Genomic DNA, 26,016 nt, shown 5'->3' on the forward strand with positions numbered 1-26,016 from the left:
ATGACGCGTCGCCGCATCCCGCGTCGGTGAAGGGCGGTTCGTTACCCGCGAACCGGACGCAGCATGCGGCAGAGCCCCACGATGGGCCGGTGCGGTCCACAGGGATCGGTGTTCCAGGGATAGCCGCGGTGCGTGGAAGCCATGTCGTCGAATGACGGCCGGCCCGGTCCCGCCGCGGAACCGCTTGCCAGCGAGACGGCCAGCCCCGCGACAAGAGCGATGTATCTGACAGTGGTACGCATCGGCCAGTCCCCCTGTGTCGACTCCGACGTTATGCCGCGGAACGTGACGGGACAATAGACCGAACGGCAGGGCCTGTCGCATCGCCGACCGGCGTCACGCCCTGGCCCGCCCCACGGAGCGCACGGGCGAAGCGGCCCGGTCGCGATCGGGGCCGATGACGAGGCACTGCTCGGCCAACGCCGCGACGCCGGCGCGATGCGAGACCACCACCAGGATCGTATGCGGCAGGCGCCGCTTCATCGCCGCCAGCACGGCCCGCTCCGATGCCGTATCCAACGCGCTGGTCGCCTCGTCGAGCACGGCGAGGACAGGTTGGCGGAGGATCACCTGGGCCAGCAGGAGGCGTTGCAGTTCTCCGCCGGAGAGTCGGCTCGACGCGTCGGCCAGCGAGGTATCCAGGCCCGCGCCGGCGAGGCGGCGATCGAGCCCCACGTCGGCCAGCGCCTCACGCAGTGACCCGTCGGTGGCCAAGGGCGCCGCCCAACGCAGGCACTCGCGCACGGTGTGTTGCCAGGGACGAACGCTCTGGCTGACATAGGCACCGTTCGAGACGAGTTGTCGATAGGCGTCGAAGTCGAGGACCTCGCTGCCCAGCCACGCGACGAACGCATCCGGACGCGCCATGCCGGCCAGTACGTCGACCAGGCTGCTCTTGCCGATGCCCGAGTCGCCGGAAACGAGGGTGAGTTCGCCCGGCACCAGGTCAAGGTCGCATACATGGAGTCCGCCCGCGGGCGGACTCACCCGCAGGCGCTCGATACGCAGCGTGGCACCGTGCACCACCCTCGGGGGCGTCGATGCCCGCACCTCGGTCTCCAGCCCCATGTAGCGCTGCCAGAGTTCCAGGGCCGGTGCGGCCGACCTCAGTTGCTGGAAACTCTGCCGCGTGGAGACGAGATAGGGCAGCAAGCGTCCGAGCAGGAGGCAGACGGCCATCAATGACGAGCCATCGATGCCATGCCAGCGATGGGCCAGCGCGAACACCACGGCGATCCCCAGCGCAGCCGCCAGTTCCAGCAGGAGACGGCCCGAGGCGATCAGTTCCAGCTGCCGTGCATAACCCTCGCAAAGCTGCGCGGCCACGTCGCCATAGCTCGCCTTCTCCGCGTCCTCGCGTCCATAGGAACGCACGTGGCGCAAGCGTCGCGGGAAATCCTCGCTATGCCAGAACAGCCGTGTCATGTCCGCCACATAGGCGCGGCTCACTTCCGATTGCTCGCGGCCGAACGCACGCGAACCGAGCAGGCCGAGAAGACCCAGCACGGGCGTGGCGAGCACCAGCACCGGCGAGACCCAGCATGCGACGGCGAGGCTCGCCGCGGCGGTCGCGCCTGCGACGAGCAACTGCTGCAAGGCACTGAAACCCTGCACGACGATCTCGGTGTTATAGGTGAGCACATTCGCGATTTCCGCGGATGTCGCGTTCGCCAAGGCGGGCAGCGAGGCGTCCACCAGCCGTGCCTGCACACGCCGGCGCAGGCCCAGCCCGTAACGTGCCGTGAGTCGCGCGCCCAGGCGGGACGCCTGCCAGCGCAGCACGGCGAACACCGCCGTCACGAGGGCGAAAGCGCCGGCCGTCGTGTCCACTCCACCGCCACGAAGAGGCAGTACAGGCAGGGGCAAGGCGTGCGACGGCTGCACCAGGGCGACCAGGAGCACCGTCGCGACGCTGCCCGCGCACGCGGATACCAACGACAACACGACATAGGCAAGCGTCGGGAGGCGGTCCCCGGATGGCAGCGAACGCAACAACGCGTGCAAGGGTGGCGCCCCGGGTCGCATGCCGTCGGACATCGTCAACGCCCCGGCGTACCGGCCGCGAGCAAGGCACGCAGCGCGGCGATGGATTCCCTTGGATGGCTGCCCCGGCGCAGTTCGTATGTGCCCATTCCGCCGAGCCGATGAACGAAACGGTCCCACCCTGGCTGTGCCGCCGCATACGGCTGGTCGATCGCCAACAGCGAAGCCACGTGCTCCCACGGCAGGCGGCGCAGCAAGCGCGTGGGATCGACCGCCGTCTCGGCGCTCACGACGATGGCGCCGACCACGCGCAGGGGTGCCGGCGCCTGGTGGCCGCCACTTTCGCGCAGGTCCGCCTCGAACTTCGCCACGCCACTGCGCCGGTGGATCTCGGGCGATGTTTCGATCCAGTCGCGAACGGCCGCATCGTCGATGAAGCGCAACACGTCCCGCTTCACATGCAGGAAGTTGGCCACGCCGGTCGCCGACATGCTTTCCGGCTGCACGAAGACGCCGTCCTCGGCGAGGAAATCCATGCCGTCGAGCAAGGCATGCAAGGCCAGCGTCGACTTGCCCGCCCCGCTCGCACCGAGCAGCAGGAGGCCGCGCCCTTCCTGTCCGACACATGCGCCGTGCAGCGGAACGAGGTTCAGGCCACGGGCGGCGAGCATGAAGACGGCGAATTCGATCAACTCGTAACGCACGTGGTACGGATGCGCCAACATGTCCTGCGATACGACGACGAGGGCACGGTGTTGCGCCGGAACCAGCACCACGTAGTTCGCCTCGTCCATCATGCCGCAGAGCAGGCCGGCGCCCGCCTGTGTGCGCACCGGGGGCGGCGTGTCGCGAACGACCGCGGCCTCGCGCGGCACCACGCGCAATTCGACGCGGAATTCCGGCGACACCGTGGAGAAGCGATGCTCCGGCAAGCCACCGTATGCCGCATCCACCAGGGCGAGCAGCTCGGCACTGTCGCTTTCGAAGCGGAAGCGTCCACCGAGGATCTGCCGGCGGACGCAGACCGTGGGGCGCATGCGCTCGCCGAATGGATCCGCGACGGATACGCCTCGTGCATGGACATCGGTCGAAAACGTCATCGCCTGTCGATCTTCCCGGCCTGAAACGGTTGAGGGCGTGAGTGCGGCGCGAGCCCCGGAAGGTTGTCGATGCGCGCCATGGCGTCGACGCAACCTCGCCGGCACCGGAAGGCACCTACGCCCATCGCGGCGTCCCGGCACCGCGCTCCCCTGGTTCAGTCCGAGGCTCGTCACCGATGTTGAATATCCAGGTAGGCCATTCCTACTTCCTGCGCTACGACAGCAAGCAGTGGGAACGCGGCAAGCCCTATCCGCCACTGGCGACGATCCAGATCGCCGCGCTCTTACGCCGGATGGAACACGAGGTCACGCTGTTCGATGCGATGCTGGCGGACGGCGTGGAAGACTACGCGGCGACGCTCGATCGAGCGCGACCCGGCCTGGTGGTCTTCTACGAGGACAATTTCAACTTCCTCACCAAGATGTGCCTCGGCCGCATGCGTGACGCGGCCTGCCGGATGATCGCCGAAGCGCGTGCGAACGGCGCCCGGGTCATCGTGGCCGGTTCCGATGCCTCGGACCACCCGGAGCCCTTCCTCGCCGCCGGCGCGGACGCGGTGCTGATCGGCGAAGGCATCGGCGCATTGATCGCGCTCGTCGATCGTCTCCAGCGCCAGCCGGACATCGATCCCACGGCATGGACGGAGGGTCTTCCCGGCGTGGCCAGCATCGCCGACGGCACGACCCGCGTCACCCGCATCGGTGCGGTGCCTCCGGACCCGCGCATCGCCGGGCAACCGGCGTGGGACCTGCTCGACATCGATCGGTACCGCGCGTTCTGGCAAGACCGACACGGCTACTTCAGCCTCAACATGGCCGCCTCCCGTGGCTGTCCGTTCCGGTGTAACTGGTGTGCGAAGCCGATCTGGGGCAACCACTACAACCAGCGGCCCGCGGAGGAAGTCGCCGCCGAGATGACCTATCTCAAGCGCACCTTCGCGCCGGATCATGTCTGGATGGCGGACGACATCTTCGGTTTCCATGTCGACTGGGTGAGCGAGTTCGCCATGCACCTGGAGGCCAGCGACGGGTCCATCCCCTTCACCATCCAGACCCGCGCCGACCTCGCCAGCGAGCGCATGACCGCCGCGCTGGCGAAAGCCGGATGCGCCGAAGCGTGGATCGGCGCCGAGAGCGGCAGCCAGCGCGTACTCGATCGCATGACGAAGGGCACGAAGGTGCCCGACCTCGTCGCCGCCCGGCGGCGTCTCGGCGCGCACGGCATCCGCGTCGGATTCTTCATCCAGCTGGGTTATCTCGGCGAACGGCTCGACGACCTGATGGCTACCCGTGAGCTGGTGGCACTGGCCGCACCCGACGACATCGGCGTGAGCGTGTCCTATCCCCTCCCTGGCACGAAGTTCTTCGAGGAAGTGAAGGCGCAGCTCGGCGCGAAGACGCATTGGGACGATAGCGCCGACCTCGCGATGATGTTTCGCGGTGCCTACGATTCCGATTTCTACCGCCAGTTCCGCAACCTGCTGCACGACCAGGTGACGCTGCAACAAGGTGCGACCGATGCGCAGGCCGAGGCGTCCCTGGCCCTGCGCTGGAACGCGTTGCTGGCTGGCGAGCGGGCGCACCGCACGGAAGCGCCGACCTTTCCTTCCCCCGTGACGTCGCAAGGCGTCGCCCTCCCCCTCGCATGAGCACGCCATGCTGCCGCCACTGAAACTCGTCAGGCACGGCCTTCGCCGCACCACGGAAACGCTGGCGGCCGAGCTCGCCCTCGCCCAGCCCGGCACCGAGATGCCGGACTGGACCGACCTCGAGTGGCGACTCGCCTCGGCCGCCGCCGTCGCCCACGGTGTCTCGCCCCTGCTCTGCCGATTCTCCACCTGGCAACGGCCCTCGTGGCGGCGTTTCCTCGTCGACCAGCGCCAGCACGTCATCCAGCGCCACGAGCGCATCGCCGCCTTGCTGCATCGTATCGATGCGGGCGCGCGCGACGCGGGATTATCGATGGTCGCGCTGAAGGGCGCCGCGCTGCATGCGCTCGGCCTGTACGTGCCGGGCGACCGGCCGATGGCCGACGTGGACCTGCTCGTGGACGAAGCCGACGCGGATGCCACGGCCCGCATGCTGCTAGCCATGGGCTACGAGGAATCGTTCGCGCAATGGAAGCACCGCGTATTCAAGCCATCGGCGGGCGACGCGGTCGCGGGCCTGGGCGAGCATCGCGATACGCCGATCAACATCGAACTGCATACCCGCATCCACGAACGCCTGCCACTGAGCACGGTGGACATCACGTCGGCCATTCGTCCGCGCGAAACCCGTCCCGGCATCCATCCCTACCCCTCGCCGGGCGCGTTGATGAGCCACCTGCTGCTGCACGCCGCGGGCAACATGTGCGGGCGCAGCCTGCGCCTGCTCCATCTCAACGACATCGCGCTGCTCGCCACGCGCATGCGGCCGGAAGACTGGGAAGTGCTCTGGGCGGGCGAGCGTCCCTGGTGGGCGTTGCCGCCACTGGAACTCGTCGCACGCTATTACGCCGGCTCGGTGCCGAAGAACGTACTCCGGCGACTCCGTCGCGATTGCCCGTTCCTGCTGCGCATGGCCTCACGCCGGCAGACGCTCACCCATGTCTCCTGCTCCAACCTCTGGCTGCATGCCCTCCCCGGTGTCGAATGGTCGCGCTCGCTCGGTGAAGCCGGACGCTGCCTGAAGAACCGGCTCCGGCCCACCGAGGAAAGCGTGAAGGAACGCGCCGACATGATCCGGACCCAGGTCTGGCTGCAAGGCCAGACCTGGGTCAACCTGGGCCACCGACGCCGCCTCCTGACCTGGCTCACCCGTCCGGTACCGCGCATGGATACCTTGTACGTGGTGCGCAAGGCGCTCGATGCGGTCGTGGCGGGATAAATAAAGGTTCTTCACGGAAGTCCGGGAGCGCGGTAGGCAGAGCCGTCGGCCGCCACCCTCATCGCTCCGGTTACACCGTCGCTCGGGAAAGGATGCCGCTGTGCGGCCATGTTCTATGGCTGGCGCCCCGTCGCGCCCGTCGCGCCGGGCGGGGTTTCCGACTCGCCTTCCATGGCTCGGCGGAAACGGCCGGCCATCCAGGCCGGCCCCCTGACGGGCCTTTTCGCCCGGCGCTCCTCGGTTCCACAAGTCGCGACGAGGGTGACGGCCGACGGCTCTTCCAAGCACTGAGGTGTTGTGTGGCACAAGCAAACGCTCGCCGTTTGGGGGATACCGCCCCATGCGAGTTCCCTCACGCGGGAGGGAAGCGGGCTGGCCCGCGATTCGCCACCCTAATTTCGAGCGAATGAGGCCGTGTATCGCCACCGAGCGAGCGGTGACAAGCCTCGCCCAATCATCGCAAGGCCTCCTTCGCCATCGGGGAGATTGAGGACTCGCGGGCCAGCCCGCTTCCCACCCGGGTGCGGTAGGCAACACGGAGAGCGGCACGCGACATGTGGCGAGCCGTGCTTTTCCCACCAATCCACCTCAGGGTCGAGAGAGTTGCCGGGCGCCACCCTCGGCGCGACATTAGGAGCCGAGGACGGGCGGGCGGAGAAGGCCCGCAGGGGGCCGGCCAGGAATGGCCGGCCGTTTCCGCTGAGCCAGGAGGGCGAATCGGAAACCCCCGCCCGACCGTCCGAGCCCGAAGGGGCGCCAGCCATCAGACACGGCCGCGCAGCGGCTTTCCTTGCCCAAGGGACGGCGACTACCGTCGCGCCGAGGGTGGCGCCCGGCAGCTCCCCTCGCCGCACACGACCAACGCGAGGGCGAAGCCGAGCCCGCACCAGGCGAACCCCGGAAATACGCGAAGAACCTAAATAAAGCGCTGCCTTGCGCACGGCCTCGCTTAAAGGCCGCTGCCTGCCTTGGCGGGACTGATGGCCGTGACGACGCGGTACATGTTCTCGAAGACTCCCGCCGTGTGATCGGCATCTTCCGCCAGCGCGCGGCACTGCGCTTCCCTGGCTAGGCGCATGCGCAAGGCTTCGTCGTCGAGCATGCGCGCCATCGCGTCGGCGAGCGCATCGGCGTCGCCCGGAGGGACCGCCAACGCCGCCATGTTCGCCCATTCGGCGATATGGCCGACGGCCGTACCCACCGTCGGTACGCCTGCCACGGCGGCCTCCAGCAGGACCAGGGGTCCGGCCTCGTGCAACGACGACATCACCAGCAGGTCGGACGCCGCCATCAGCGGTCGCAGTTCCGCCTGCGTGCGGAAGCCGAGGAAAGTGACGCGACGCTCGATGCCCAGGCAACGTGCGAGTTCCTGCATCTCGCCGTCCAGCGTGTCCACGCCGACGATGCGCATCTCGAAGTCCACGCCCGCGTTGGCCAGGATCGCCAGCGCGCGCAACAAGGTCGCCTGATCCTTCACCCGGTTGAGGCTGGCCACATGGATCAGTTTCGGCGGCGCGTCGTCACGCGACCGTGGCTCCAACGGCTTCCACGCGTCCGTGTCGACACCTAGCGGCACGCGTTTCGCCGGAATGCCCAACGCGTCCAGGGCATGGACGATCGGGGTACTTGCAGCGGTCACGACGTTCGCCATGCGCAGGACCACCGCCTCACGCAGCCGGCTCCGCCACTTGCGCCTTCCGCCATAGCGGATGGCATCCAGCGCGACCAATTCGCCACCCGCGATGTGCACGAGGGCTGGAAGACCGAGCGATTTCGCCGCCACGACGCCGATCAGGCCGCAGTGCCCGGAGAAGATCGACTGGACCACGTCGAAGGGCGCGCATCGATGTTCGGCACGGATCGCGGCGATGGCCCGCCATACCGTGCGGCCTTCGCCGATGTTGTGTATCGTCGCGCCGCGCAGCGGCCACGTCCCCGGCCTGGGCTCCTGGTGCAGCACGAATACATGCACGTCATGCGTTCTTGCGAGGCGTTCGATCAGGGCGAGGAACACGGGGATCACCCGCTGTTCGCCACCCCGGTCCACGCCACCGGGAAGCACCATCGCGATCTTCACGCGGCGTCCTCTCCACCGGCGACCTGGCGGTACGCCTCGGCCCACCGCCGGCCCAGGGCCTCGAACGACAGGGCCACCTCGAAATGATCGCGCACCGCCTCCCTCGACGTGTCCGATGCCGCTGTGTCCGAGGACGCCGCCACGAGCGCGTCGGCCAGTGCGGTGGCGTCGCCGCGAGGCCACAACCTGCCGATGCGCCCATCGCCGGTGATGGCGCGGAACGAAGGGATGTCCGTCACCACGGGACGAAGCCCGCAGGCCATCGCCTCCAGCAACGCGTAACCCGACCCTTCGGCGAGGCTCGCCGAAACGAAGATATCCGCCGAACGCATCAGCCACTCGATATCCGCATGCGGCACGGCCCCCAGAAGGTGGACCCGGCCGGCAAGGCGTGCATCGCCATCGATCCGCCGGCGCACGACGGGCAACAGGGGGGCCGTGCCGTACGCGCACCACAGTTGCAGGCCGGGCAATCGCTCGCTTGCCTTGGCGATACCGTCGAGCATCGTCAGCGGATCCTTCCCCGCGGCCAGGTGGCCGACGGAAAGCACGCAGGGATCGCCATGGAGACCCGTGACCGCGCGCGCTTCGCGACGGTCGCCCGGCGTGAAGCGACTGCTGCTTTCGGGGATCGCCAGCAGGCGCGTATGCCTGCCGAACAGGCGCCGCCGCGTGAACGGCGTCGCCTGTTCGAGCGAGGTGAAGGCGATGCCCGCCGCCGCTCCGTACCATCGCCGCCACGGCATGTGGCGCCATCGCGAAGGCAGGCCGTCCGCGTGATCCTGCAGGACCACCGGCAGCGTGGGGAGGCATCGTGCCAGTACCGCCGCATGCCGTGCGAAGGCCAGGCTGTGCACGTGCACGACGTCCGCCCCGAGCTCGCCGACCATGCGCGCCGCCGACCGGCCAAGGTCCCCCGCGCCATGCATGCCCCGGCTGTCCACGAAGCGATAGTCGATATCCGAGCGCGTCACGCGTCCGTCGAACGCCGCCATCTGCACGACCGACACCTGCGTGCCCCCGCTCGCGATCGCTTCGGCGATGTCGGCCAGTGACGGCCAGCGCGCGAAGATCGCGTCGGCGTCGAGTTCCGCGGGCGCGGGCAGGAAGTTCACCAGGACGGCATGCATGCGGGTGCGCTCCCTCAGAGGCCGGACACCTGCGGCAGGCGCAGGCGCACCAGGCGATTGGCGAGATTCAGCTCCCACGGCTTGTCGTACTTGCGCCGGCGATAGCGCCAGGACGCCATGGCGCTGAGACCGCGCTTGGCCCAGGGTGGCGAGCGCAGGTCCTGCACGGTGGGGAAGCGGCAGCGCAGCACGGTGACGAAATCCTGGATGTGCCGGCGCAGGTCGTCCGTCAGCCAGGGGGCATCCGCGTGGCACGCGTAATCGACCCAACGCTTCTCCGTCCATTCCTCCGGTGTCGACGGAAAGATCACCGGCTCGCCATCGAGGTCGAGCAAGGGCGTGGAAGCGCGCTTGCCGCGATCCTTCTCGTGCTTGCTGCTCTCCGGCAGCGGCGTGTAGATGTAGACGATGATTTCCGATTGCGGGTTGATCTTCTTCAGTTCACGGATGAACTCGAAGGTGTGCAAGGTCTCTTCCTCGGTGTTCTGCGGCGGCGCGACCATGAACGACAGTTCGGGAATCACGCCGTGGCGGCGGCACAGTTCCGCCACTTCGAGGGTCTGGTCGGGCCGCGTGCCCTTGCGGATTTCCTTCAGCATCGCGCCGCTGGGAGACTCCGCGCCGATGTAGGCCATGCGCAGGCGACTCTTGCGCACCAGCTTCCACGAGCTTTCCGAAAGATTGAGCAAGGCGTCCGAGCGCGCGTAGCACCACCATGGCAGTTCCAGCTTCGCCATCACTTCCAGCAAGGGGACCATGTCCTCTTCGCGGTCGAAGAAGTTGTGGTCGAAGAACTGGATCGAATCGGCCCCCAGCTCGTGCTTGAGATAACTCAGGTCGCGCTCCAGGCGGGCCACGGCCGGCAAGGCCGTCGTGCCGCCGAACATCGCCGCCACGCCACAGAACGTGCAGCGGAAGCGGCAACCGATGGCGGCCTGGTGCGCGGCGGTGCGCCGGCCGAGGAAGGTCGGCGCCAGGTAACGGCGGGGATCGCCCAGCTTGTCGTACGGCAAGACGATGCCGCTGTCGCCGAGGGAGAAGCGGCGACCGGGGTTGTGCACGATATCGCCGTCACGCTTCCAGGATAGTCCGCCGATACGCGAAACATCGCGGTCGGGCCGGCCGAGCGCGGCCATCAGTTCGGGCAAGCTTTCCTCGCCTTGCCCGCGGATGGCGTAATCCACGTACGGCGCGGAAAGCGCGGTATCCGTGTACAGGGTCGGAAAATAACCGCCCCATACGATGGGCATGTGCGGAAAGCGTTCGCGGATCGCCTTCGACACGGCGATCGACGGCTCCATCTGCGGGCCGCCCATGACGCTGATGCCCACGGCATCGAAGCGTTCCGCTTCGATCGCTTGCAAGGTCGCGGCGACGACGTCGCGATCGATGTTCCCATCCACCACGCGGCTCGTGCCGCCGCGGTCCAGCGCCGCGGCCAGATGAAGCAGCGACAGCGGAAAACGCGCGCTGCCGCGTGAGGTGATCGTCGGGTTGACCAGCAAGGTGTTCGGGGCGTGGGTCATGGAGGTGGTCGCATGGATTCAGGAAGGCCGGCGCAGCTGGAACACCAGTGCGACGGGCACGTCGAGGGCCACGCGGTCGAAGTGCGCGCCCTCGGGAATGTCCGCGGCATCGAGCATCGGTTCGAGCACGTGCTCGATGAGCAGGCCGAGGCGTGCGCAGCTCGCGTGCCAATGGCTGTAGAGGTGCGGGGTATGACGCGCCGCATAGCGCTGCCCGTCGTGCTTGAAATCGCGCAGCCAACCCAGCGCATGGCCGGTGGGATGCACGTCGCTGCAGAGGATCAGGCCACCGGGACGGGTCACGCGGCGCAGTTCCGCAAGCGACGGCTCGAGTCGCCGGAGGTGTCCGATCACCAGGCCGCAAAGCGTGATGTCGGCCTCGTCCGAAGGCAACGGCAAGGACTCCAGGTCGCCCTGCCCCAGCTCGACACGGGTGCGTGCCGCGGTGCCGGCGAGTGCGGCGGAGGCACGCTCCAGCATCTCCGGCGACAGGTCGACGCCGCGCACGCGGGCCGCACCACGCTCCACCGCGTGCCGCACATAGCGGCCACTACCGCAACCAGCATCGACCACCGATCGTCCGCGCAAGTCTTCCGGCAACAGGCCGAGCATCGCGCGCTCCTCGGCCCGCATCACGGGGTTGTGCGCATGGGCGGGATAGCTGCCAGCCCATAGCGCGTACGCGGCCGACGGTTCGAGGATGGGCGTGGCGCTCATGCGGGAATCTCCGCGGGATGTCTCTGGCGCGCCGCCGGCGGCGCATGTTCCAGGCCCGGTTCCAGCGCGAGCAGTTCCGGATCGGCGAGTTCACGGGCAAGCAACTTCGCCTTCCCGTCCAGCATCACCGGTACCGTCTCCACGCCGGCGGCGGCGAACCAGCCGGCGAAGTCGGGATCGGCAAGGCGGGGCACGCCGTCGCGTACCACGGCGCGAAGATCGGCGCGTCGCCGGCCAACCAGGCCGCCCACCTCGTCCCCACCGCGATCCTCCACGATCACCATGTCGCCCACGAAACCGTGTTCGAACCGGCCGCGCCGGGAGAGGCGAAGCACGCGGGCGGCGGCTTCGGTCACCAGCTCAAGCAAGGCGCGCCGATCCAGCGTGGCGAGCAGGTCCTCCGTGTGCAGTTCCTCGAGCAGGTCGCGTGCGCCGCTGAGGCGGGAATCGCTGCCCAGGGCGAGCCGTCCCGCCGCGTGCAGCCGCCGTGGATCGAGCGTGCGGCCGAGCAGGCGGCGATTGCTGCCCGGGCACCAGACGACGGACGCGCCCACGGCGATCACCCGGTCGATGTCCTGTTCCCCCATGCCCACGCCATGCACGAGCACGCTGTTCGCGGCCAGGCATCCGAGCCGGTCGAGCCGCGCAAGCTCGGCGGCGGCCACCGCGTCCGTGCCCTCGGCGAGGTGGATCATCCACGGATGCGCGGACGGCGTCGCGGCGAAGCTGGCTTGCACGGGCGGCCCGTAGGCGGGGCCGTCCAGGGTGTAGCTCCAACCATGGTCGCGCAGCAGCGCCACCGGAAAATCCACGGCATCCAGCGCGGGATGCCACGGATCGTGGTGTGCGACGCAGGTGACGCCCGCGAGCAGGTTCTTGAGCGCACCGTGGCGCATCCGCCGTTCCTTGGGAATCGCGAGGGCGGCAACCACGGACGGCTCCGCGAAGTGCTCCTGGAATGCCGCGATCCACGCGTAGCTGTTCGGAAACGGCGCGCCCGTGCGCAGGGGCGGCACGCTGTTCACCTGCAAGTGGTCGTGGGCGTTGATCAGTCCCGGAAAGACCAGGTGATCGCGCAGGTCCACGGGGAAGGCATCCTTGCCGGCGCGTACGCCGATGCGGCCGCCGACGAGGTGCAACGGCGAACGCACGGCACCGGCGGCGGTCACCAGGGCGGCCCCGGAAAGCGTGGCGTCCATCCTCAGCGCCGGTGCATCACGATCAGGAAGTGATCGCCCATGTCGCGCAGCAACGGCAGCCCGCCGAAACGGTCGTCGATGCGCCCGAGCCGCTCGTACCAGGCCGGGTGGCGGCGATAGCGCTCGACCATGTAGGGCGGCGGCAGGAACAGGCTCAGGGCGCGATAGCCGCCCAGCACGAAATGCTCCTGGAACGCCGCGTAGAACTCACGCGGCATGTAGTAGTACGTCCAGATCGTGTGGCCGTTCATGCCCACCGATTGCGCGCCGCGAGCAAGACGTACACCCGCCCGGCCGAAGCGGCGGCGCACGGCATAGTGGCCCGCTTCCCATGGGCAGATACGGCCCATCACGGAGAAGACCAGGGAGCCGCCGGGGCGCACCAGCCGAGCGCACTCATCCGCCACCGCGCGCAGGTCGGGCGCGCAGTTCAGCGGGCCGAAGTTCGAGTAGACGCCATCGAAGCGGCCGCCCAGCAGGTGCAATTGCTGCACGCCGAGATGCACCGCGCTCACCTTCGATTCCAGCGCCGCCGCCTTGGCCCGGGCACGCGTGCGCTCCACCATCTCGGGAGACCAGTCGCTGGCCACCACCTCGTAACCATGCCGGGCGAACTCGATGGCATCCAGTCCGGTCCCGCAACCGAGGTCGAGCAGTCGCGAACCCTCCGGCATCGTGCGGGCGATCGTCGCCCACATCGTGCCGCGCATGCGCTGGATCAGTTCGTTGTTGCCGCGCGGTCCGTCGTAATCCGCCGCCACGCTGTCGAACGCCTTCTGCGTGTCGAGCAGTTGCGCCTCGTCGAGCCCTCGCGAGGGCGGCATTCGCTCCATCCGTGCCTGGCCAGTCATGTCGATCTCCGAACCCGTGGTGTATGCCCTGTGTGTGCCGCCCGGACGTGCTTTGGTTGACTCAGGCGAGGTTCGCCGTCGCCGCGCCGCGACGGCGCAACGCATGCCGCGCGACGGCCGCCAGCGAGGCGAGGAAGGCCGCCGCCAGCAGGCCCATGCCCAAGGTCAACGGGGCGTTGGGGAAGACCCGGTCCTCCGGCACGTCGATCGGCCAGGCCATCGACGTGCCGGAGGTGTAGTTGTCCGCCAGCCGCGTCACCAGGTCGTTGCGAACCTGTTCAAGCGTGCGGACTTCGCCGTTCGCGCCGGCGAGCAGCACGCCCGCCATTCGTGCGTCGTCGCCCTTGCCGGCGGCGGCCGCGCGGGACAGCCTTTGCTGTTCGGCGCGGGCGTCCTTCAGGCTGGCTTCGACCTCGCCCAGGCGTTTGCGCGCCAGCTCCAGCGGCCGCGCCTCGATGCGCTGGTGGATCGCCTGCAGCACCGTCACCGTCGCCGACGCCAGTGCGGCGGCATCCTGTTCCGAATAGGCGCGCAGACGGAACTTGATCAGGCTCGCGTACGGCAACGGCTCCAGCTTCAGGCTGCGCCGGTAGAGCTTCGCCTCGGGTGCTTCGACGGGAACGCCGACGCTCTTCAGCACGTCGTTCTGGAAGCCGAGCGTGTCGAGCCGTTCGAGCACGCGCTGGAACGGTTCGACCTTCGGGTCCTGGCCGGTGGGCGCGACACCCAGCTGGCCCAGTTGTATCCATGCCGTCGCTTCCCATTGGCTGCGCGATGCATGCAGGTAGGCGAACGTGACCATGAGGACGAAGGCGGCCGTGCCGGCGAACCAGCGCCATTCGCGGACGACGATGCGCCACATGTCGATCAGGTAGATTTCGTCGGCTCGTTCCATGCGGGGGACTCGGAGAAGTGGAGGGTGGATGGCGTCCGGCTGGGCAGCAGCGCGGCCAGCAACTGCAACAGCAGGCAGATGCCAAGGAAGGCGGCATTCATCCAGATGAATATCTGGGGTGCGAAGGGCGACATCACCGAGACGTAGGCGATGCGCAGGAACATCAGGAGTCCGAAGAGCGGCACGTTCGGGCGCAACCGGCGCACGCACCAGATCAACAGGCCGTAGGCCGCCGCGATCGAGAGCAGCGCGCCCGGCGCGCCCCAGGCAAGCAGGAAAGGAAGGTACTCGGTGCCCACGTTGATGTTCACCGCGTCGAAGGGAATGTCGGTGTCCATGCTCGACAAGGGACCGCTGCCCGGTACCAGCTGGTGCACGAGGAAGTCCGGGTTGACATAGTGCTTGGCCAGCATCGCGCCGAAGTTGTAGGGGCCGGCGCTGATATAGAGAAGCAGCCACTTCACGCCCTGCGGAGCCATGCGGTAGAGGCTGCTGAAAGGCAGCGTCACGTTGTCCAGCGAGCCCGAGCGCAAGGCGCCCAGCACCGAAAAGACGATGCATCCCAGCAGGCCCAGCATGGCGATCGCCTTCCAGGGCAAGGGCCGGGCCGCATCACGGCGGAAGACCGCGATGAAGGCGATCGAGAACAGGCCCGCGAAGATGCGGTTCCGGTCGATCACGAGCACCGGGAACACCAGGCCCACCGTCACGAGCGCGTAGCGCAACCCGGCATGCCGCGTGCACAACAAGCCGATGACGGGCAAGGTCCAGCACATGTCCGAGATATGGCGCAGGTGCTCGCGCCCGGGTTCCATCGTCGCGTACGACGAGGGATCGTCGATCAGCGGGATGGGGAAGAGCGCGAGGTCGAGGCCACAGAACAGCACCACCACCGCCGCGAACGCCAGCGCCGCGAAGGCCTCGCGGGTACCGGCATATCGCCGTGCGCGGAAACGTTCGGGTGCCGGCAGCCGGATGCCCGTGGCGGCGTCGAGCAGGAGGATGGCTGCCGCCGCGAGCACGAGCAACAGAATGCCAGGGCCGTATCCGGCGGGCAGGTCGTAGGTCAACGGCGTGATGCCGCAGGCAAGCAGGAGCGGCAGGCACAGATACGCCGACGGCAGGCGCAGCAGGCCTTTCATGTCTCGCCCACCCGCTGGCGATGCGGTACGGGCCGGATCCGCGACAGCACCAGCAGCGACAGATACGCCGTCATCTGCATCGCCACGAGCCAGGATCGTCCCTCCAGGAAGGCGATCTTCGCGCCGATCCGGAACGCCTCGGCACGCAGCAGGGTGCGGTCCGGCTCGTCGAACATGCACAGCCGGCGCAAGGCCACCTGGCGCGCCTCGGTGAGATTGACGATGCGCGTGGCGGTATGGCGCGTCTTGCTGAAGTTCGCGCCATGCAGCCGGTAAGCGCAGACCTTTACATCGACGAAGCCGATGGCGTCCCTCGCCGCGAGGCGCAGGAACAGGTCCCAGTCGTCGATGCGCAGGCCTTCCGTCCAGCGGGCCACGGTCTCCAGCGCGCTCTTTCGCAGCATCGTGACCGGCCCGCCGATCGCCCAGTGGCTGATCACCGCTCGCCGGATGCCGTCGTCGGAGCCATACAGCCGCTTGTTCGCGTGATGGAGATCGGACATGCCGCTGTCGAGGATCTTCGCGCCATGACGATCGACGACGATGCAGTCCCCTATCGCGGCACCCTTGTGAGGGTGTTCGACGAGATAACGGACGAGGACATCGGAACCACCGGGAAGCAGGTAGTCGTCGCTGGCGCCGATGCGAAGGAATTCGCCCCGCGCGCGTGCCGCCAACTCGTTCAGCGTCGCCGCGATGCCCTTGTTCTCGCGACTCACGTATTCGATCGCGATGGCCTCGCCGTGGGTCGCGATCCATGCCTCGATCCGCTCCGCCGTCCCGTCCGTCGATCCATCGTCGATGATGACGATCTCCTTGGCCGGATACGGATCGTCGAGCACGCTGTCCAGGCAACGCTGCACGAAGTCCTCGTGGTTGAACGCGGGTATCAGTACCGACACCAGCGGCAGCGCCGGCACGAGTTCCGGTTTGCTCACGGGCATGGTCAGAGCCCTCCCAGGTAGCGCCGCACCACCACGACGTTGAAGACGAGGTAGAGGGCGTAATTGGCCGCGAAGGCGTACATCGCGCCGATCACGCCGAAGGTCGTGGTGAAGGCGCAGACCAGCAGGAAGTAGGTCGCGCCGAAGACGATCTCGGAAACGATGAAGAGGCGGGTCATCGACTTCGCCAGCATCAGGTAGGCCAGGACGAAAGACGCGATCTTGAACACGTCGCCCACCAGCTGCGGGCCGTAGAGGTCGTTCGCCCCGGCCGTGAAGTCGGCGCTGAAAAGGACGCGCGTGACGGGCTCGCGCATCAGGTACACCACGGCCGCGATCGCCACCACCACGGGCAGGAGGAAACGGTAGGCCTGGCGGAATTCCGCGACGAGCGCGGACTTCTCCGTCGTGGAGGCCAGCCTCGGCAAGTAGTGGACCGTGATCGCGGTGACCAGGAACAGCAGGTACGCATCCGAAACGCGACTCACCGCCTGCCAGTAGCCGACCTGCTCCCAGCCGAAGCGCGCGGCGAGATGATCGCGGACCGCGATGTTGGCCAGGGGCGGTACCAGTGCCGAGGTGAGGGTCATCGTGGAGAAGGCGGCGAGGCGTCCGGCCATCTCCCGGTCGAAGCGCATGCGCAGCATGCCGCGACGGAAGTAGGGACTCTTCCAGCACGCGGGGAACGCCACGAGCAACCACAGGGACTGCCCCAGCACGAGGGCGAGCAAGGCACCGTAGAGATGCAGCCAGCGAGACAGCCACAGCGCGGCGAGCATCGCCAGGATCGAGCCTGCCACCTGGATGACGGCGAGCCGGCGCACGTCCATGAAGCCGTTGACCACGGCGAGCATGTAATTGACGACGGCGATGCCCAGCTGCGCCACGGCGAGCACGCGAACGAGGCTCGCATAGCCGGCATCGCCCATGAGCCACGCGGCGATCTGCCGGCTGAACAGCAAGGTGGCGGCACCCATGACGCAGGAAGCGAGCAAGGCATACCAGAGCGCCGCGGCGAGAAGCCGGGACAACCGGGCCGCATCCTCGCGGTACTCGGCCACGTATTTCACCACCCCGGAGCTGATGCCCCCGCCCGCGAACACGGCCAGGACGGACATGAGGCTCATGAACTGGCCCAGCCTGCCAATACCTTCCGGACCGGCCGACGAGGCAACGAGCTTGACCACCACCAGCGCGGCGAGCAAGCGTGCGCCGGTGCCCAGGGCCGCGTAGAAACCCGAGCGGAAGAAACTCATGGATCGTCCGCGTAGGACATGCAGGCCTCGACCACCTGCTCGACCTGCTCGTCGCGCAGGACGGCGGCGACCGGCAGGCTCAATACTTCGGCGTGGATACGCTCGGTGAGCGGTAATCGAAGGCCCCGCAGCGAGGCGTAGGCGGGTTGCCGGTGCGGTGGAACCGGATAATGCACCTGCGCCTGGACACCATGGCGGGCGAGGTGTTCGCGCAAGGCCTCGCGGCGTGCGCTACGGACCACGAACAGGTGCCATGCGTGCATGCCGTGCGCGCCGGCGGCGGGCAGGCGGATCGCCGGATGACGTATCCCCGCGAGATAGGCCTCGGCCACCGCGCGACGGCGCGCGTTGTCCGCGTCGAGGTGGCGCAGCTTCACGCGCAGCATCGCCGCCTGCATGTCGTCCAGCCGCGAGTTGGCGCCTTGGCTGTCGTGCCGGTATTTCTCCGGCGAACCGTAATTGCGCAAGGCGCGAACACGGATCGCCAGGTCCTCGTCGTCGGTGACCACGGCTCCGCCGTCGCCGAGCGCGCCCAGGTTCTTTCCGGGATAGAAGCTGAAAGCGGCCGCGTCGCCCAGCGAACCCGCCCTGCGACCATGGAAGGAGGCGCCGTGGGCCTGCGCGGCGTCCTCGATCAGCAGCAGGCCGCGGCGCCGGGCGATCTCCGCAAGGGCGGGCATGTCGGCAAGACGTCCGTACAGATGCACCGCCATGATGGCCCGCGTGCGCGGGCCGATCGCCGCCTCGACGCGCGAGGGATCGAGGTTGAACGAGGTATCGTCCGGCTCGACGGGCACGGGAACCAGCCGGTTGGTCGTGACGGCGAGGAAACTGGCGATGAAGGTGTTGGCGGGTACGATGACTTCGTCGCCTTCGGCGAGCGCGCCGCGTTCCATATACGCGCGCAGGATCAACGACAACGCATCGAGGCCATTGCCGACGCCGACCATGTGCGCCACGCCGCAGTAGTGGGCGAACTCGCGCTCGAAGGCCCGCAGTTCCTCGCCCAGCACGTACCATCCGGAATCGATGACCTTGGCGGCCGCCGCCTTCAGTTCATCGGCATAGGGCGCATTGACCGCGCCGATATCGAGGAAGGGCACGGCTGGCGAAACGACGCTCACCATGCCGCCACCCCTTCCAACCGTGTCCCGCCACGCACCTCGCGCAGGAAATCGTCGTAGTCGGTGATGTAGTCGTCCGGGTCGTAGTGCTGGTCGGCCAGGACCATCAGCACGCAGTCGTCACTGAAATCGTAGAGGTCACGCCAGACCATGGCGCCCAGCAGCAGTCCCTTGGTGGGATCGTCGAGCACGACTTCCACCGGGCCGTCGCCGTCGTCGAGAAGGAAGGTGACCCGGCCCCGCACGGCCACCGCCAGCTGGTTCAACCGCCGGTGCGCATGACGCCCGCGATGCACGTCGGGCGTGGTGGCGAACAGGTAATACACGCGGCGGATCGGAAAGGGCACGTTCCGCTCCTGCTCCAGCGCGACGAGCATTCCCCGGCTGTCGCCGTGCGAAGTCAGGGAAATCGGTTGGATGTCCATGCGATGGCCCGGCTGTGACAGTGGCTGCGAGAGTCGGGATTGAGTGCCGCCGCCTTCGTCGAAGGTTGCGTCCGCCGCCGGCACAACCTTCCGCCCGCGTCCCGGCACTCAAGCGGAACACGAGGATGGATGGGGCACGACAGTGGACAACGACGACGCGGCACCGACGCGGCCACGAAAACTGGTGGCACTGCACTGGTTGACGGTGCTGTGCGTGTCGCTGGCCGCCACCTTCATCCTGGCCCGCGACGAACTCGACGGACGGGCCCTGCGCCAATGGCTGCTGGAAGGGCACCGCCACGCCGGCCTGCTGGTGCTGCTGCTCTTCGCCGTCCGGGTGGCCTTGCGTATCCGCTACGGCAAGCTGTCACCCGGCGGCGAGCATTCGAGGCTCGTCCGCGTGCTCGCCGGGCTCACCCACATCGCGCTCTACGCCTTGTTGCTCGCCCTGCCCCTGCTCGGCTGGGCCATGTCGAGCGCCGCCGGCACGCCCGTGCATTTCTTCGGCCTCACCCTGCCTGCGCTCGTCGGCGAGGACGAGGACCTGGCGGACACGCTGCAGTCCTTGCACGTGGATGCCGCATGGGCGTTGCTCGCCCTGGTCACCCTGCACCTCGCCGCGGCGCTGTGGCACCACTTCGTGCTGCGCGACCACACCCTCCGAATGATGCTCCGGCGTCGCCGCCCCTGATCGACAAAGGAAGAAGGAACCCGCCATGTTGCCGATATCGAACCGACGACACGCCATCCGGGCCATGCTCGCCTCGCTGCTGCTGTTCCTGGCCAGCACGGCGGCCCACGCGATCCCCGCCTATGCGCGGCAGACGGGCGCTGCCTGCGCGGACTGCCACGCGGGGTCCTACGGGCCCGCGCTCACGCCGTATGGCATGCGCTTCAAGCTCAACGGTTATACCGACACCGATGGCAAGGGCCACAAGATTCCGCTATCCATGCAATTGATCGAATCGCATTCCGCACCGGCCCGCGGCGATAGCAGTACCCAGCTCAGCGAAGGCGACCTGTACCTGGCGGGAAGGCTTACCGACCAGGTCGGCGGTTACGTGAAGATCGAAGCCGATCACACCGGCCACAACACCTACAACACCCGGCTGAGCAACATCGACCTTCGCTTCGTCGCCAAGGAACTCAAAGTCCATGGCAAGGAAGCGTTGTTCGGCGTGAGCGTAAACAACAGCCCGGGCTTCACCGATCCCGTCGGCACGCTGCCGGCGTTCTCGACCCTGGGTCCCGCCGGCGTCACCGGTACCCTGCTCAATCCATCCAGCCCCAACTCGCTGGCCAACCGCGTGATCGGCGCCAGCGTGTACGGCCTCTACGATTCGAACTGGTACGGTGAAGTCGGCACCTACCGCTCGTTGCCCACTTCGCAGCAGGACCATCTCGGCTACAACGTGGCCGGCGATCCCGGGCGGCTCAGCGATACGGGTTACGTCCGCCTCGCGTACATGAAGGACATGAAACGGCAGTTCTTCTCCGCCGGCGTGGTCGGCCTGACGACGAAGCGCCAGCTGCCACGCTCCGGACCGAGCGACGACCTCACCGACCTCGGCTACGACCTCAGCTACCAATACCTGGGCAACCGCGAGCACATCGTCCAGGTGGCTTACGTGAACATCCTCGAACGGCGCGACTATGGCAGCGCACCGGTCATCGGCGGCGTGCAGGCGCGCGACCACGGCAACGTGCACGACCAGACCGCGAGCGTCACCTACACGTTCAGGCAAAGCTACGGCCTCTCCATCAGCCACATGAAGAGCACCGGCTCCAGCGACGTCGCGCGCTACGGGCCTTCGGGCAGTCCCGACACCACCAGCAACCTGCTCACGGTGTTCTGGACGCCCTTCGGCAGGGACGACTCCTACACCTCGATCGCCAACCTGAAACTGGCGGCCAACTGGTTCCGCTTCACCCGGTTCAACGGTCGGGGCGACGACATCTTCTTCGCTCCGCCTGGGGCGCGACCAACCAATGCCGGCGACCTGAACGCGTTCTTCGTGACGGCGAGCCTCGCCTTCTAACCCACCACAGGAGCGACAGCGTGTTGAACCCGATCGTGCGACAAAGCCTGCGCCTCGCCGCCATGGCCCTGCTGGCCAGCGGCTGGGCCATGGCATCCTCTCTTGTCCGCGCTGGCGACGCCAAGGCCGGTGCCGACGTCTTCAAGTCCGAGTGCGCCGAATGCCACGCGGTCAAGGAAGGGCGGAACAAGAAAGGACCCAGCTTGTTCGGTATCGTCGGTCGCAAGGCCGGAACTGTGACCGACTACGACTATTCCGATGCGTTGAAGCAAAGCCCGTGGACATGGACGCCCCAACAGTTGCATACGTATCTCTCGCAACCGGCGAAAGTCGCCAACCCGGGCACCAAGATGAAATACGACGGCCTCACCGACGCCACCCAACTGGACGACCTCATCTCCTATCTCGACACCCTCCACTGAGGCGAAACCCAGCCGATGCTGGAGCACCGTTCCTCGTACGCCCGGCCCCGGTATCGCACCGGGGCGATCTGGATGCTCGTCGCGGCGGGAGCGGTGGCGCCCGTGCAGGCGCAGTCGCAGGCATGGAGCGGCGTGGTGGCGCTCGGCTCGCAACTGGTCGATCGCGGCGTGGCCGTCACGCCACCCGGCCCCATCCTCCAGGGCGCGGGCACCTGGTCCCTCCCGGACGGCTGGTCCGTCGGCGCTTCGGCGAGCGCGCAACTGCGGACGCCCCGGCGTATCGTGGAAACCCTCGCCCAGGTGGCACGCTCATGGTCGCTTTCCAGCGACTGGCAGATGCAGTCGAACCTTCTCTACTACCACTATCCACGCCACGGCCAGGCACGAACCTACGACCGCACGGAGCTGGGGGTCGGCTGGATCTATCGCGACGTCCTCACCCTTGGCCTGTCGGCGACGCATCTGAACGACTACGGCGGGCAACGCCCCCGTGGCGCGGCCGACCTGGGCCTGCGCTGGCCGGTGTCCCGCCAGCTCTCCATCACGGCCAGTGCCGGGGTGGCCCAGGAACTGGTACCGCCCCGGGGCCGTGACTACGACCGGTCGAACCATTACTACTACGGCCACCTGGGCCTGACCTGGACCGAGGGTCCATGGCGGGTGGACCTCGCCCACATCATGAGCAACCGCGACAAGTTCGATTTCCAGCCGGATGTCTCGCCCTGGGTTGCGACGGCCTCGTGGGCCTTCTGAAAGGTAGACGGCGCAACCTTTCCGGCCCACCCCGGTACTCATGAGTCCTATCCGAATGCCTTCCGAGCCCATGAGCGAAGCCGAACTCGACGCCGACGCCGCCGACCGCATGCTGCTACAGCGCATGTCGGCCGGCGATCGCGCCGCGCTGGCGGTCATGTACCGCGGATACCACGGGCGGCTCGTCCGCTTCCTTTCCCGCCTGACCCGGCGCACGGACGTCGTCGAGGAAGCGATCAACGACTGTTTCTGGATCGCCTGGCAGAAGGCGGCCACGTTCCAAGGCGATTCCCGCGTGTCCACCTGGATCATGGGCATCGCCTATCGCTGCGGCCTGAAGGCGCTGCGCCAGCACGGCAGCGAGCCGGTCGACGAGGACAGCGTGCCGGAAGACCGCACGCCCTCGCACGATCCCGGCGAGGATCGCGAGATGCGCGACTGGCTGGGCAAGGGCCTGGACCGCCTCTCCGCCGACCAGCGCGTCGTGGTCGAGTTGGTCTATGGCATCGGCCACACGCTCGACGACGTGGCGGCGATCATGCAATGCCCGGTGGGCACCGTGAAGGCACGGCTTTTCCATGCCCGCGTAAAACTGCGCAACGTGCTCCCGGGGCTTGCCGGCGAGCGAACCATCAACAGGGAGATCGTGCCATGACTTTCCAGAAGGATATCGGCAGGGATTGCCCGCGCGCCTGGGAAGCGATGCCCTGGGTACTCCAGGGCGACGCGTCGCCCGTGCAGGGCGCCTGGCTGAACATGCACCTGGCCGAGTGCCAGGCCTGCCGCGAGGAATTCGCGCAACAGGAACGGCTGCGCGCCGCGTTGGCGCTGTCGCCCGAACTGGATATCGACGCCGAAGCGGGACTCGCCCGCCTGCTGGCGCGCATCGACGAGGCGGACCCGCAGCAGGCCGCTCCGTCGCGCCGCGCGGCATCGTCCCACTGGTTGACCCGCGCGCTGGTCGCCGCGGTACTGGTCCAGGCCGTCGGGATCGGCGTGCTGGGGATCAAGCTCGGCGGCAACGGCGCCAGCCATGCCGCCGCGCCGGTGTACCGCACGCTGAGCCAGGAAGCCGCGCCCGCCGCGCCGGGTTCCCTCCACGTGGTACCCGTGGCGACACTGAAGGTGGCCGAATGGAACGCGCTGCTGCATCGGTACCACTTGCGCGTGGTCGGCGGCCCGAACGACGTGGGTGCGTACACGCTGGTATCCACCGAGGGCGACACGCCGACGCCGCAGACCCTGCAAGGCCTGCGCGCCGATCCGGGCATCCGTTTCGCGGAACCCGTCACCGATACCCCATGAAGCAAGCCTCCCTCGTCCTGGCGTTGCTGTTATCCACCCTCGCCGCCTGCGCACCCGTGCGACCGGACCGGCCGCAGGCATCCGGCGCGAATGCCGCATCGGCATCGGCCGGTGGCGTCGCTTCGATGGATAGCGAACGCGACATCGTGCTGGTCGTGGCCAATCCGTTGGAGCCGGCCTCGACGCACGCCGGTTCCAACCTGCTCGGCTACGCGCCCTCGGCGAGCTACGGCGCCGGGCAGCGCGCCGTTTCGGTGCTGTCCGACATCAAGCGCGCCTACGGCATGCGCGAGGTCGCCGGCTGGCCGATCAAGGCGCTGGGTGCGTACTGCGTGGTACTGAAACCACCGGCGGGGGCCGACCGCGATGCCCTGGTCGCGCAGCTGGCCCATGACGGCCGCGTGCAGCTGGCGCAGGCGTTGCAGGACTATTCCGTCTATTCGGACGCCCCGCCGGAGGGGAAGAAATACAACGATCCCTACACCGACCTGCAGCGCGGCTTCGTGGAAACGCATGCCGCCGTGGCGCATACCACGACACAGGGCCAGGGCGTGCACGTGGCGATCGTCGATACCGGCGTCGACATGTCGCATCCCGACCTGCAAGGCCACATCCACGACAGCGGCGATGCCGTCGATAACGACACTTCCGCGTTCAACCACGACCGCCATGGCACCGAGGTGGCGGGCGTGATCGCCGCGGTGGGCGACAACCGCCAGGGCATGGTGGGCATCGCGCCGAAATCGCGGCTCAGCATCTACAAGGCCTGCTGGTATCCGCCCGGCCAGCACGCGGCGCGCTGCAACTCCTTCACGCTGGCCAAGGCGCTCGCCGCCGTCAACGATACCGACGCACGCATCGTCAACCTCAGCCTGGGCGGCCCCGCCGATCCCCTGCTCGGCAAGTTGCTGGCGCAGCTGGTGGGCCAGGGTCGCATCGTGATCGCGGCGCTACCGCCGGACGGCACCACGGGAGGCTTCCCCGACAACGCGCCCGGCGTGATCGTGGTGCGATCCAGCGCCACCACGCCCCCGCCGCCCGGCGTCGTCAGCGCCCCGGGCAACGATATCCTCACCACCCAGCCGGGCGGTGGATACGACTTCACCTCGGGCTCGTCGATGGCCACGGCACACGTCAGCGGGATCGTCGCGCTGCTGCTGTCCCTCGCGCCGCGGCTCGACGCGCGTACCGCCCGGGACATCCTCCTGCGCACGAGCACCGTCACCAACGGCATGCTCGAGGTGAATGCCGCCTCGGCGGTCGCCGCGTTGCGAACGAGCGAAACCCCATGAAAATCCTTTCGGACACGACGGGCGCGATGCCCGATGTCGCCACGCAGACCGCTCCGCGTTTCGGCGCTCCACTCGAATGGGTGGGCATGGACGGGATCGACGCCCCCGTCAGGTTCGACGCCGGTGACGGCATGCCGCAGGTCGCGGCGGCGAAGATCGGCGCCTTCGTCAACCTGATGCGGCCGGACGCGCGCGGCATCCACATGTCGCGGCTCTACCTCATGGTGGACGAGCACCTCGGCTCGCGAACGCTCGACGCGGGGACGCTCGACACCATGCTGCAGGCCTTCCTCGATTCCCATGCGGGGCTGGCGGACCGCGCCCGCGTGGACATCCGCTTCCAGCACCTCGTGCGCCGGCGTGCGTTACGCAGCGACAACAGTGGCTGGCGCGCGTATCCCGTGACGATCGAGGCCACGCGGGACGCGCGGGGATTCCATCTCGGCCTGGCGACGGAAGTGACCTATTCGTCCACCTGCCCCGCGTCCGCCGCCCTGGCGCGGCAACTGATCCAGGAGCGGTTCGCCACCGACTTCGCGGCCGATGCTCCGCTGGATCGCACCGCCGTGCTGGCATGGCTGGGCAGCGAGCAGGGCATCGTCGCCACCCCCCATGCGCAGCGCAGCGTGGCACGCCTGCAAGTGCGCTACGCCGCGGGCGTCACGCCGAACCTCATCGGCCTGCTCGACGCGGTCGAAGGGGCGCTCGGCACGCCCGTGCAGACCGCGGTCAAGCGCGAGGACGAGCAGGCTTTCGCACTGGCCAACGGCGGCAACCTCATGTTCTGCGAGGATGCGGCGCGACGGATACAGCGGGTGCTCGACGGCGACGCGGGCCTGGCCGGCTTCCAGGTCCGGCTGGAACACCAGGAGAGCTTGCATGCGCATGACGCCGTGGCTTTCACGAGTACCTAACGCGAGGGTGGAAACGTGCAAAAACGTCATCGACCCGACGGGAAACTTCATGTA

General features: G+C 68.1%; 25 protein-coding genes. 10 read left to right on the top strand and 15 right to left on the bottom strand.

What is annotated here, in order from left to right:
- Positions 1–41: 41 nt before the first annotated feature.
- From ACR9Y6_RS12150 to ACR9Y6_RS12160, 3 genes are all read right to left on the bottom strand, one after another.
- Positions 42–242 carry a hypothetical protein gene (locus tag ACR9Y6_RS12150; protein WP_481281512.1) on the bottom strand — a complete coding sequence of 67 codons (201 nt, stop codon included), beginning with the start codon at positions 240–242 and terminating at the stop codon, positions 42–44.
- 94 nt (positions 243–336) lie between these two features.
- Complete coding sequence (locus tag ACR9Y6_RS12155) at positions 337–2,037, bottom strand: ATP-binding cassette domain-containing protein (RefSeq protein WP_481281513.1); 1,701 nt, start codon at positions 2,035–2,037, stop codon at positions 337–339.
- 2 nt (positions 2,038–2,039) lie between these two features.
- Entirely contained in the window at positions 2,040–3,083 is a 1,044-nt protein-coding gene (locus ACR9Y6_RS12160; RefSeq protein WP_481281514.1) for a serine kinase, read from the bottom strand.
- A 176-nt stretch (positions 3,084–3,259) separates the two neighbouring features.
- On the opposite strand from ACR9Y6_RS12160, the gene ACR9Y6_RS12165 reads away from it, so the two are divergent.
- Positions 3,260–4,732, top strand: coding sequence for a B12-binding domain-containing radical SAM protein (locus tag ACR9Y6_RS12165; RefSeq protein ID WP_481281515.1), 1,473 nt, complete (start codon positions 3,260–3,262; stop codon positions 4,730–4,732).
- A gap of 7 nt (positions 4,733–4,739) precedes the next feature.
- Complete coding sequence (locus ACR9Y6_RS12170; RefSeq protein ID WP_481281516.1) at positions 4,740–5,951, top strand: nucleotidyltransferase family protein; 1,212 nt, start codon at positions 4,740–4,742, stop codon at positions 5,949–5,951.
- A gap of 949 nt (positions 5,952–6,900) precedes the next feature.
- On the opposite strand, the gene ACR9Y6_RS12175 is transcribed toward ACR9Y6_RS12170, so the two are convergent.
- From ACR9Y6_RS12175 to ACR9Y6_RS12230, 12 genes are all read right to left on the bottom strand, one after another.
- Positions 6,901–8,028, bottom strand: coding sequence for a glycosyltransferase family 4 protein (locus ACR9Y6_RS12175; RefSeq protein WP_481281517.1), 1,128 nt, complete (start codon positions 8,026–8,028; stop codon positions 6,901–6,903).
- The gene (locus ACR9Y6_RS12180; protein WP_481281518.1) at positions 8,025–9,158 is read right to left on the bottom strand and encodes a glycosyltransferase family 4 protein; all 1,134 of its coding nucleotides are present in this window, start codon (positions 9,156–9,158) and stop codon (positions 8,025–8,027) included. Before ACR9Y6_RS12180 ends, ACR9Y6_RS12175 begins: the two co-directional genes overlap by 4 nt.
- Before the next feature lie 14 nt (positions 9,159–9,172).
- Entirely contained in the window at positions 9,173–10,684 is a 1,512-nt protein-coding gene (locus ACR9Y6_RS12185; RefSeq protein WP_481281519.1) for a B12-binding domain-containing radical SAM protein, read from the bottom strand.
- Positions 10,685–10,702: 18 nt separating this feature from the next.
- Positions 10,703–11,401 (bottom strand): class I SAM-dependent methyltransferase, encoded by a 699-nt coding sequence (locus ACR9Y6_RS12190; RefSeq protein ID WP_481281520.1) that lies wholly within the window; start codon positions 11,399–11,401, stop codon positions 10,703–10,705.
- Complete coding sequence (locus ACR9Y6_RS12195; RefSeq protein ID WP_481281521.1) at positions 11,398–12,600, bottom strand: amidohydrolase family protein; 1,203 nt, start codon at positions 12,598–12,600, stop codon at positions 11,398–11,400. Before ACR9Y6_RS12195 ends, ACR9Y6_RS12190 begins: the two co-directional genes overlap by 4 nt.
- A gap of 2 nt (positions 12,601–12,602) precedes the next feature.
- Positions 12,603–13,433, bottom strand: coding sequence for a class I SAM-dependent methyltransferase (locus tag ACR9Y6_RS12200; protein WP_481282725.1), 831 nt, complete (start codon positions 13,431–13,433; stop codon positions 12,603–12,605).
- Between the two features lie 79 nt (positions 13,434–13,512).
- The gene (locus ACR9Y6_RS12205) at positions 13,513–14,346 is read right to left on the bottom strand and encodes a Wzz/FepE/Etk N-terminal domain-containing protein (RefSeq protein ID WP_481281522.1); all 834 of its coding nucleotides are present in this window, start codon (positions 14,344–14,346) and stop codon (positions 13,513–13,515) included.
- Positions 14,319–15,488, bottom strand: coding sequence for a hypothetical protein (locus tag ACR9Y6_RS12210; protein ID WP_481281523.1), 1,170 nt, complete (start codon positions 15,486–15,488; stop codon positions 14,319–14,321). Before ACR9Y6_RS12210 ends, ACR9Y6_RS12205 begins: the two co-directional genes overlap by 28 nt.
- Positions 15,485–16,432 carry a glycosyltransferase family 2 protein gene (locus ACR9Y6_RS12215; RefSeq protein WP_481281524.1) on the bottom strand — a complete coding sequence of 316 codons (948 nt, stop codon included), beginning with the start codon at positions 16,430–16,432 and terminating at the stop codon, positions 15,485–15,487. Before ACR9Y6_RS12215 ends, ACR9Y6_RS12210 begins: the two co-directional genes overlap by 4 nt.
- Before the next feature lie 2 nt (positions 16,433–16,434).
- Entirely contained in the window at positions 16,435–17,688 is a 1,254-nt protein-coding gene (locus ACR9Y6_RS12220) for an O-antigen translocase (protein WP_481281525.1), read from the bottom strand.
- Positions 17,685–18,815, bottom strand: coding sequence for a DegT/DnrJ/EryC1/StrS family aminotransferase (locus ACR9Y6_RS12225; protein WP_481281526.1), 1,131 nt, complete (start codon positions 18,813–18,815; stop codon positions 17,685–17,687). The genes ACR9Y6_RS12220 and ACR9Y6_RS12225 overlap by 4 nt, the downstream gene beginning before the upstream one ends.
- Positions 18,809–19,237, bottom strand: coding sequence for a sugar 3,4-ketoisomerase (locus ACR9Y6_RS12230; RefSeq protein ID WP_481281527.1), 429 nt, complete (start codon positions 19,235–19,237; stop codon positions 18,809–18,811). Before ACR9Y6_RS12230 ends, ACR9Y6_RS12225 begins: the two co-directional genes overlap by 7 nt.
- A 142-nt stretch (positions 19,238–19,379) precedes the next feature.
- On the opposite strand from ACR9Y6_RS12230, the gene ACR9Y6_RS12235 reads away from it, so the two are divergent.
- The 8 genes from ACR9Y6_RS12235 to folE2 all read left to right on the top strand — a co-directional run bounded on the left by ACR9Y6_RS12235 (position 19,380) and on the right by folE2 (position 25,962).
- Positions 19,380–19,928, top strand: a complete 549-nt coding sequence (locus ACR9Y6_RS12235; RefSeq protein WP_481281528.1) for a cytochrome b — start codon at positions 19,380–19,382, stop codon at positions 19,926–19,928.
- 25 nt (positions 19,929–19,953) lie between these two features.
- On the top strand, positions 19,954–21,276 hold the full coding sequence (locus ACR9Y6_RS12240) for a cytochrome C (RefSeq protein WP_481281529.1): 1,323 nt from the start codon (positions 19,954–19,956) through the stop codon (positions 21,274–21,276).
- An 89-nt stretch (positions 21,277–21,365) separates the two neighbouring features.
- Entirely contained in the window at positions 21,366–21,698 is a 333-nt protein-coding gene (locus ACR9Y6_RS12245; protein WP_481282726.1) for a c-type cytochrome, read from the top strand.
- A gap of 15 nt (positions 21,699–21,713) precedes the next feature.
- Positions 21,714–22,451, top strand: a complete 738-nt coding sequence (locus tag ACR9Y6_RS12250) for a TorF family putative porin (protein ID WP_481281530.1) — start codon at positions 21,714–21,716, stop codon at positions 22,449–22,451.
- Positions 22,452–22,506: 55 nt separating this feature from the next.
- Entirely contained in the window at positions 22,507–23,106 is a 600-nt protein-coding gene (locus tag ACR9Y6_RS12255; protein ID WP_481281531.1) for an RNA polymerase sigma factor, read from the top strand.
- On the top strand, positions 23,103–23,756 hold the full coding sequence (locus ACR9Y6_RS12260) for an anti-sigma factor family protein (RefSeq protein ID WP_481281532.1): 654 nt from the start codon (positions 23,103–23,105) through the stop codon (positions 23,754–23,756). The genes ACR9Y6_RS12255 and ACR9Y6_RS12260 overlap by 4 nt, the downstream gene beginning before the upstream one ends.
- Positions 23,753–25,048 carry a S8 family serine peptidase gene (locus ACR9Y6_RS12265; protein ID WP_481281533.1) on the top strand — a complete coding sequence of 432 codons (1,296 nt, stop codon included), beginning with the start codon at positions 23,753–23,755 and terminating at the stop codon, positions 25,046–25,048. The genes ACR9Y6_RS12260 and ACR9Y6_RS12265 overlap by 4 nt, the downstream gene beginning before the upstream one ends.
- A complete protein-coding gene (folE2, locus tag ACR9Y6_RS12270) occupies positions 25,045–25,962 on the top strand; it encodes a GTP cyclohydrolase FolE2 (protein WP_481281534.1) in 918 nt (305 codons plus the stop codon). Before ACR9Y6_RS12265 ends, folE2 begins: the two co-directional genes overlap by 4 nt.
- The last annotated feature ends 54 nt before the right edge of the window (positions 25,963–26,016 follow it).

This window comes from Luteibacter sp. TLI7-4A (genome assembly GCF_056754745.1).

Coding starts and splice junctions, on each gene's coding strand:
- ACR9Y6_RS12150 (WP_481281512.1), bottom strand. CDS start 242: ATGCGTACCACTGTCAGATACATCGCTCTTGTCGCGGGGCTGGCCGTC.
- ACR9Y6_RS12155 (WP_481281513.1), bottom strand. CDS start 2,037: ATGTCCGACGGCATGCGACCCGGGGCGCCACCCTTGCACGCGTTGTTG.
- ACR9Y6_RS12160 (WP_481281514.1), bottom strand. CDS start 3,083: ATGACGTTTTCGACCGATGTCCATGCACGAGGCGTATCCGTCGCGGAT.
- ACR9Y6_RS12165 (WP_481281515.1), top strand. CDS start 3,260: ATGTTGAATATCCAGGTAGGCCATTCCTACTTCCTGCGCTACGACAGC.
- ACR9Y6_RS12170 (WP_481281516.1), top strand. CDS start 4,740: ATGCTGCCGCCACTGAAACTCGTCAGGCACGGCCTTCGCCGCACCACG.
- ACR9Y6_RS12180 (WP_481281518.1), bottom strand. CDS start 9,158: ATGCATGCCGTCCTGGTGAACTTCCTGCCCGCGCCCGCGGAACTCGAC.
- ACR9Y6_RS12185 (WP_481281519.1), bottom strand. CDS start 10,684: ATGACCCACGCCCCGAACACCTTGCTGGTCAACCCGACGATCACCTCA.
- ACR9Y6_RS12190 (WP_481281520.1), bottom strand. CDS start 11,401: ATGAGCGCCACGCCCATCCTCGAACCGTCGGCCGCGTACGCGCTATGG.
- ACR9Y6_RS12195 (WP_481281521.1), bottom strand. CDS start 12,600: ATGGACGCCACGCTTTCCGGGGCCGCCCTGGTGACCGCCGCCGGTGCC.
- ACR9Y6_RS12200 (WP_481282725.1), bottom strand. CDS start 13,433: ATGGAGCGAATGCCGCCCTCGCGAGGGCTCGACGAGGCGCAACTGCTC.
- ACR9Y6_RS12205 (WP_481281522.1), bottom strand. CDS start 14,346: ATGGAACGAGCCGACGAAATCTACCTGATCGACATGTGGCGCATCGTC.
- ACR9Y6_RS12210 (WP_481281523.1), bottom strand. CDS start 15,488: ATGAAAGGCCTGCTGCGCCTGCCGTCGGCGTATCTGTGCCTGCCGCTC.
- ACR9Y6_RS12215 (WP_481281524.1), bottom strand. CDS start 16,432: ATGCCCGTGAGCAAACCGGAACTCGTGCCGGCGCTGCCGCTGGTGTCG.
- ACR9Y6_RS12220 (WP_481281525.1), bottom strand. CDS start 17,688: ATGAGTTTCTTCCGCTCGGGTTTCTACGCGGCCCTGGGCACCGGCGCA.
- ACR9Y6_RS12225 (WP_481281526.1), bottom strand. CDS start 18,815: ATGGTGAGCGTCGTTTCGCCAGCCGTGCCCTTCCTCGATATCGGCGCG.
- ACR9Y6_RS12230 (WP_481281527.1), bottom strand. CDS start 19,237: ATGGACATCCAACCGATTTCCCTGACTTCGCACGGCGACAGCCGGGGA.
- ACR9Y6_RS12240 (WP_481281529.1), top strand. CDS start 19,954: ATGTTGCCGATATCGAACCGACGACACGCCATCCGGGCCATGCTCGCC.
- ACR9Y6_RS12245 (WP_481282726.1), top strand. CDS start 21,366: ATGGCATCCTCTCTTGTCCGCGCTGGCGACGCCAAGGCCGGTGCCGAC.
- ACR9Y6_RS12250 (WP_481281530.1), top strand. CDS start 21,714: ATGCTGGAGCACCGTTCCTCGTACGCCCGGCCCCGGTATCGCACCGGG.
- ACR9Y6_RS12255 (WP_481281531.1), top strand. CDS start 22,507: ATGCCTTCCGAGCCCATGAGCGAAGCCGAACTCGACGCCGACGCCGCC.
- ACR9Y6_RS12260 (WP_481281532.1), top strand. CDS start 23,103: ATGACTTTCCAGAAGGATATCGGCAGGGATTGCCCGCGCGCCTGGGAA.
- ACR9Y6_RS12265 (WP_481281533.1), top strand. CDS start 23,753: ATGAAGCAAGCCTCCCTCGTCCTGGCGTTGCTGTTATCCACCCTCGCC.
- folE2 (WP_481281534.1), top strand. CDS start 25,045: ATGAAAATCCTTTCGGACACGACGGGCGCGATGCCCGATGTCGCCACG.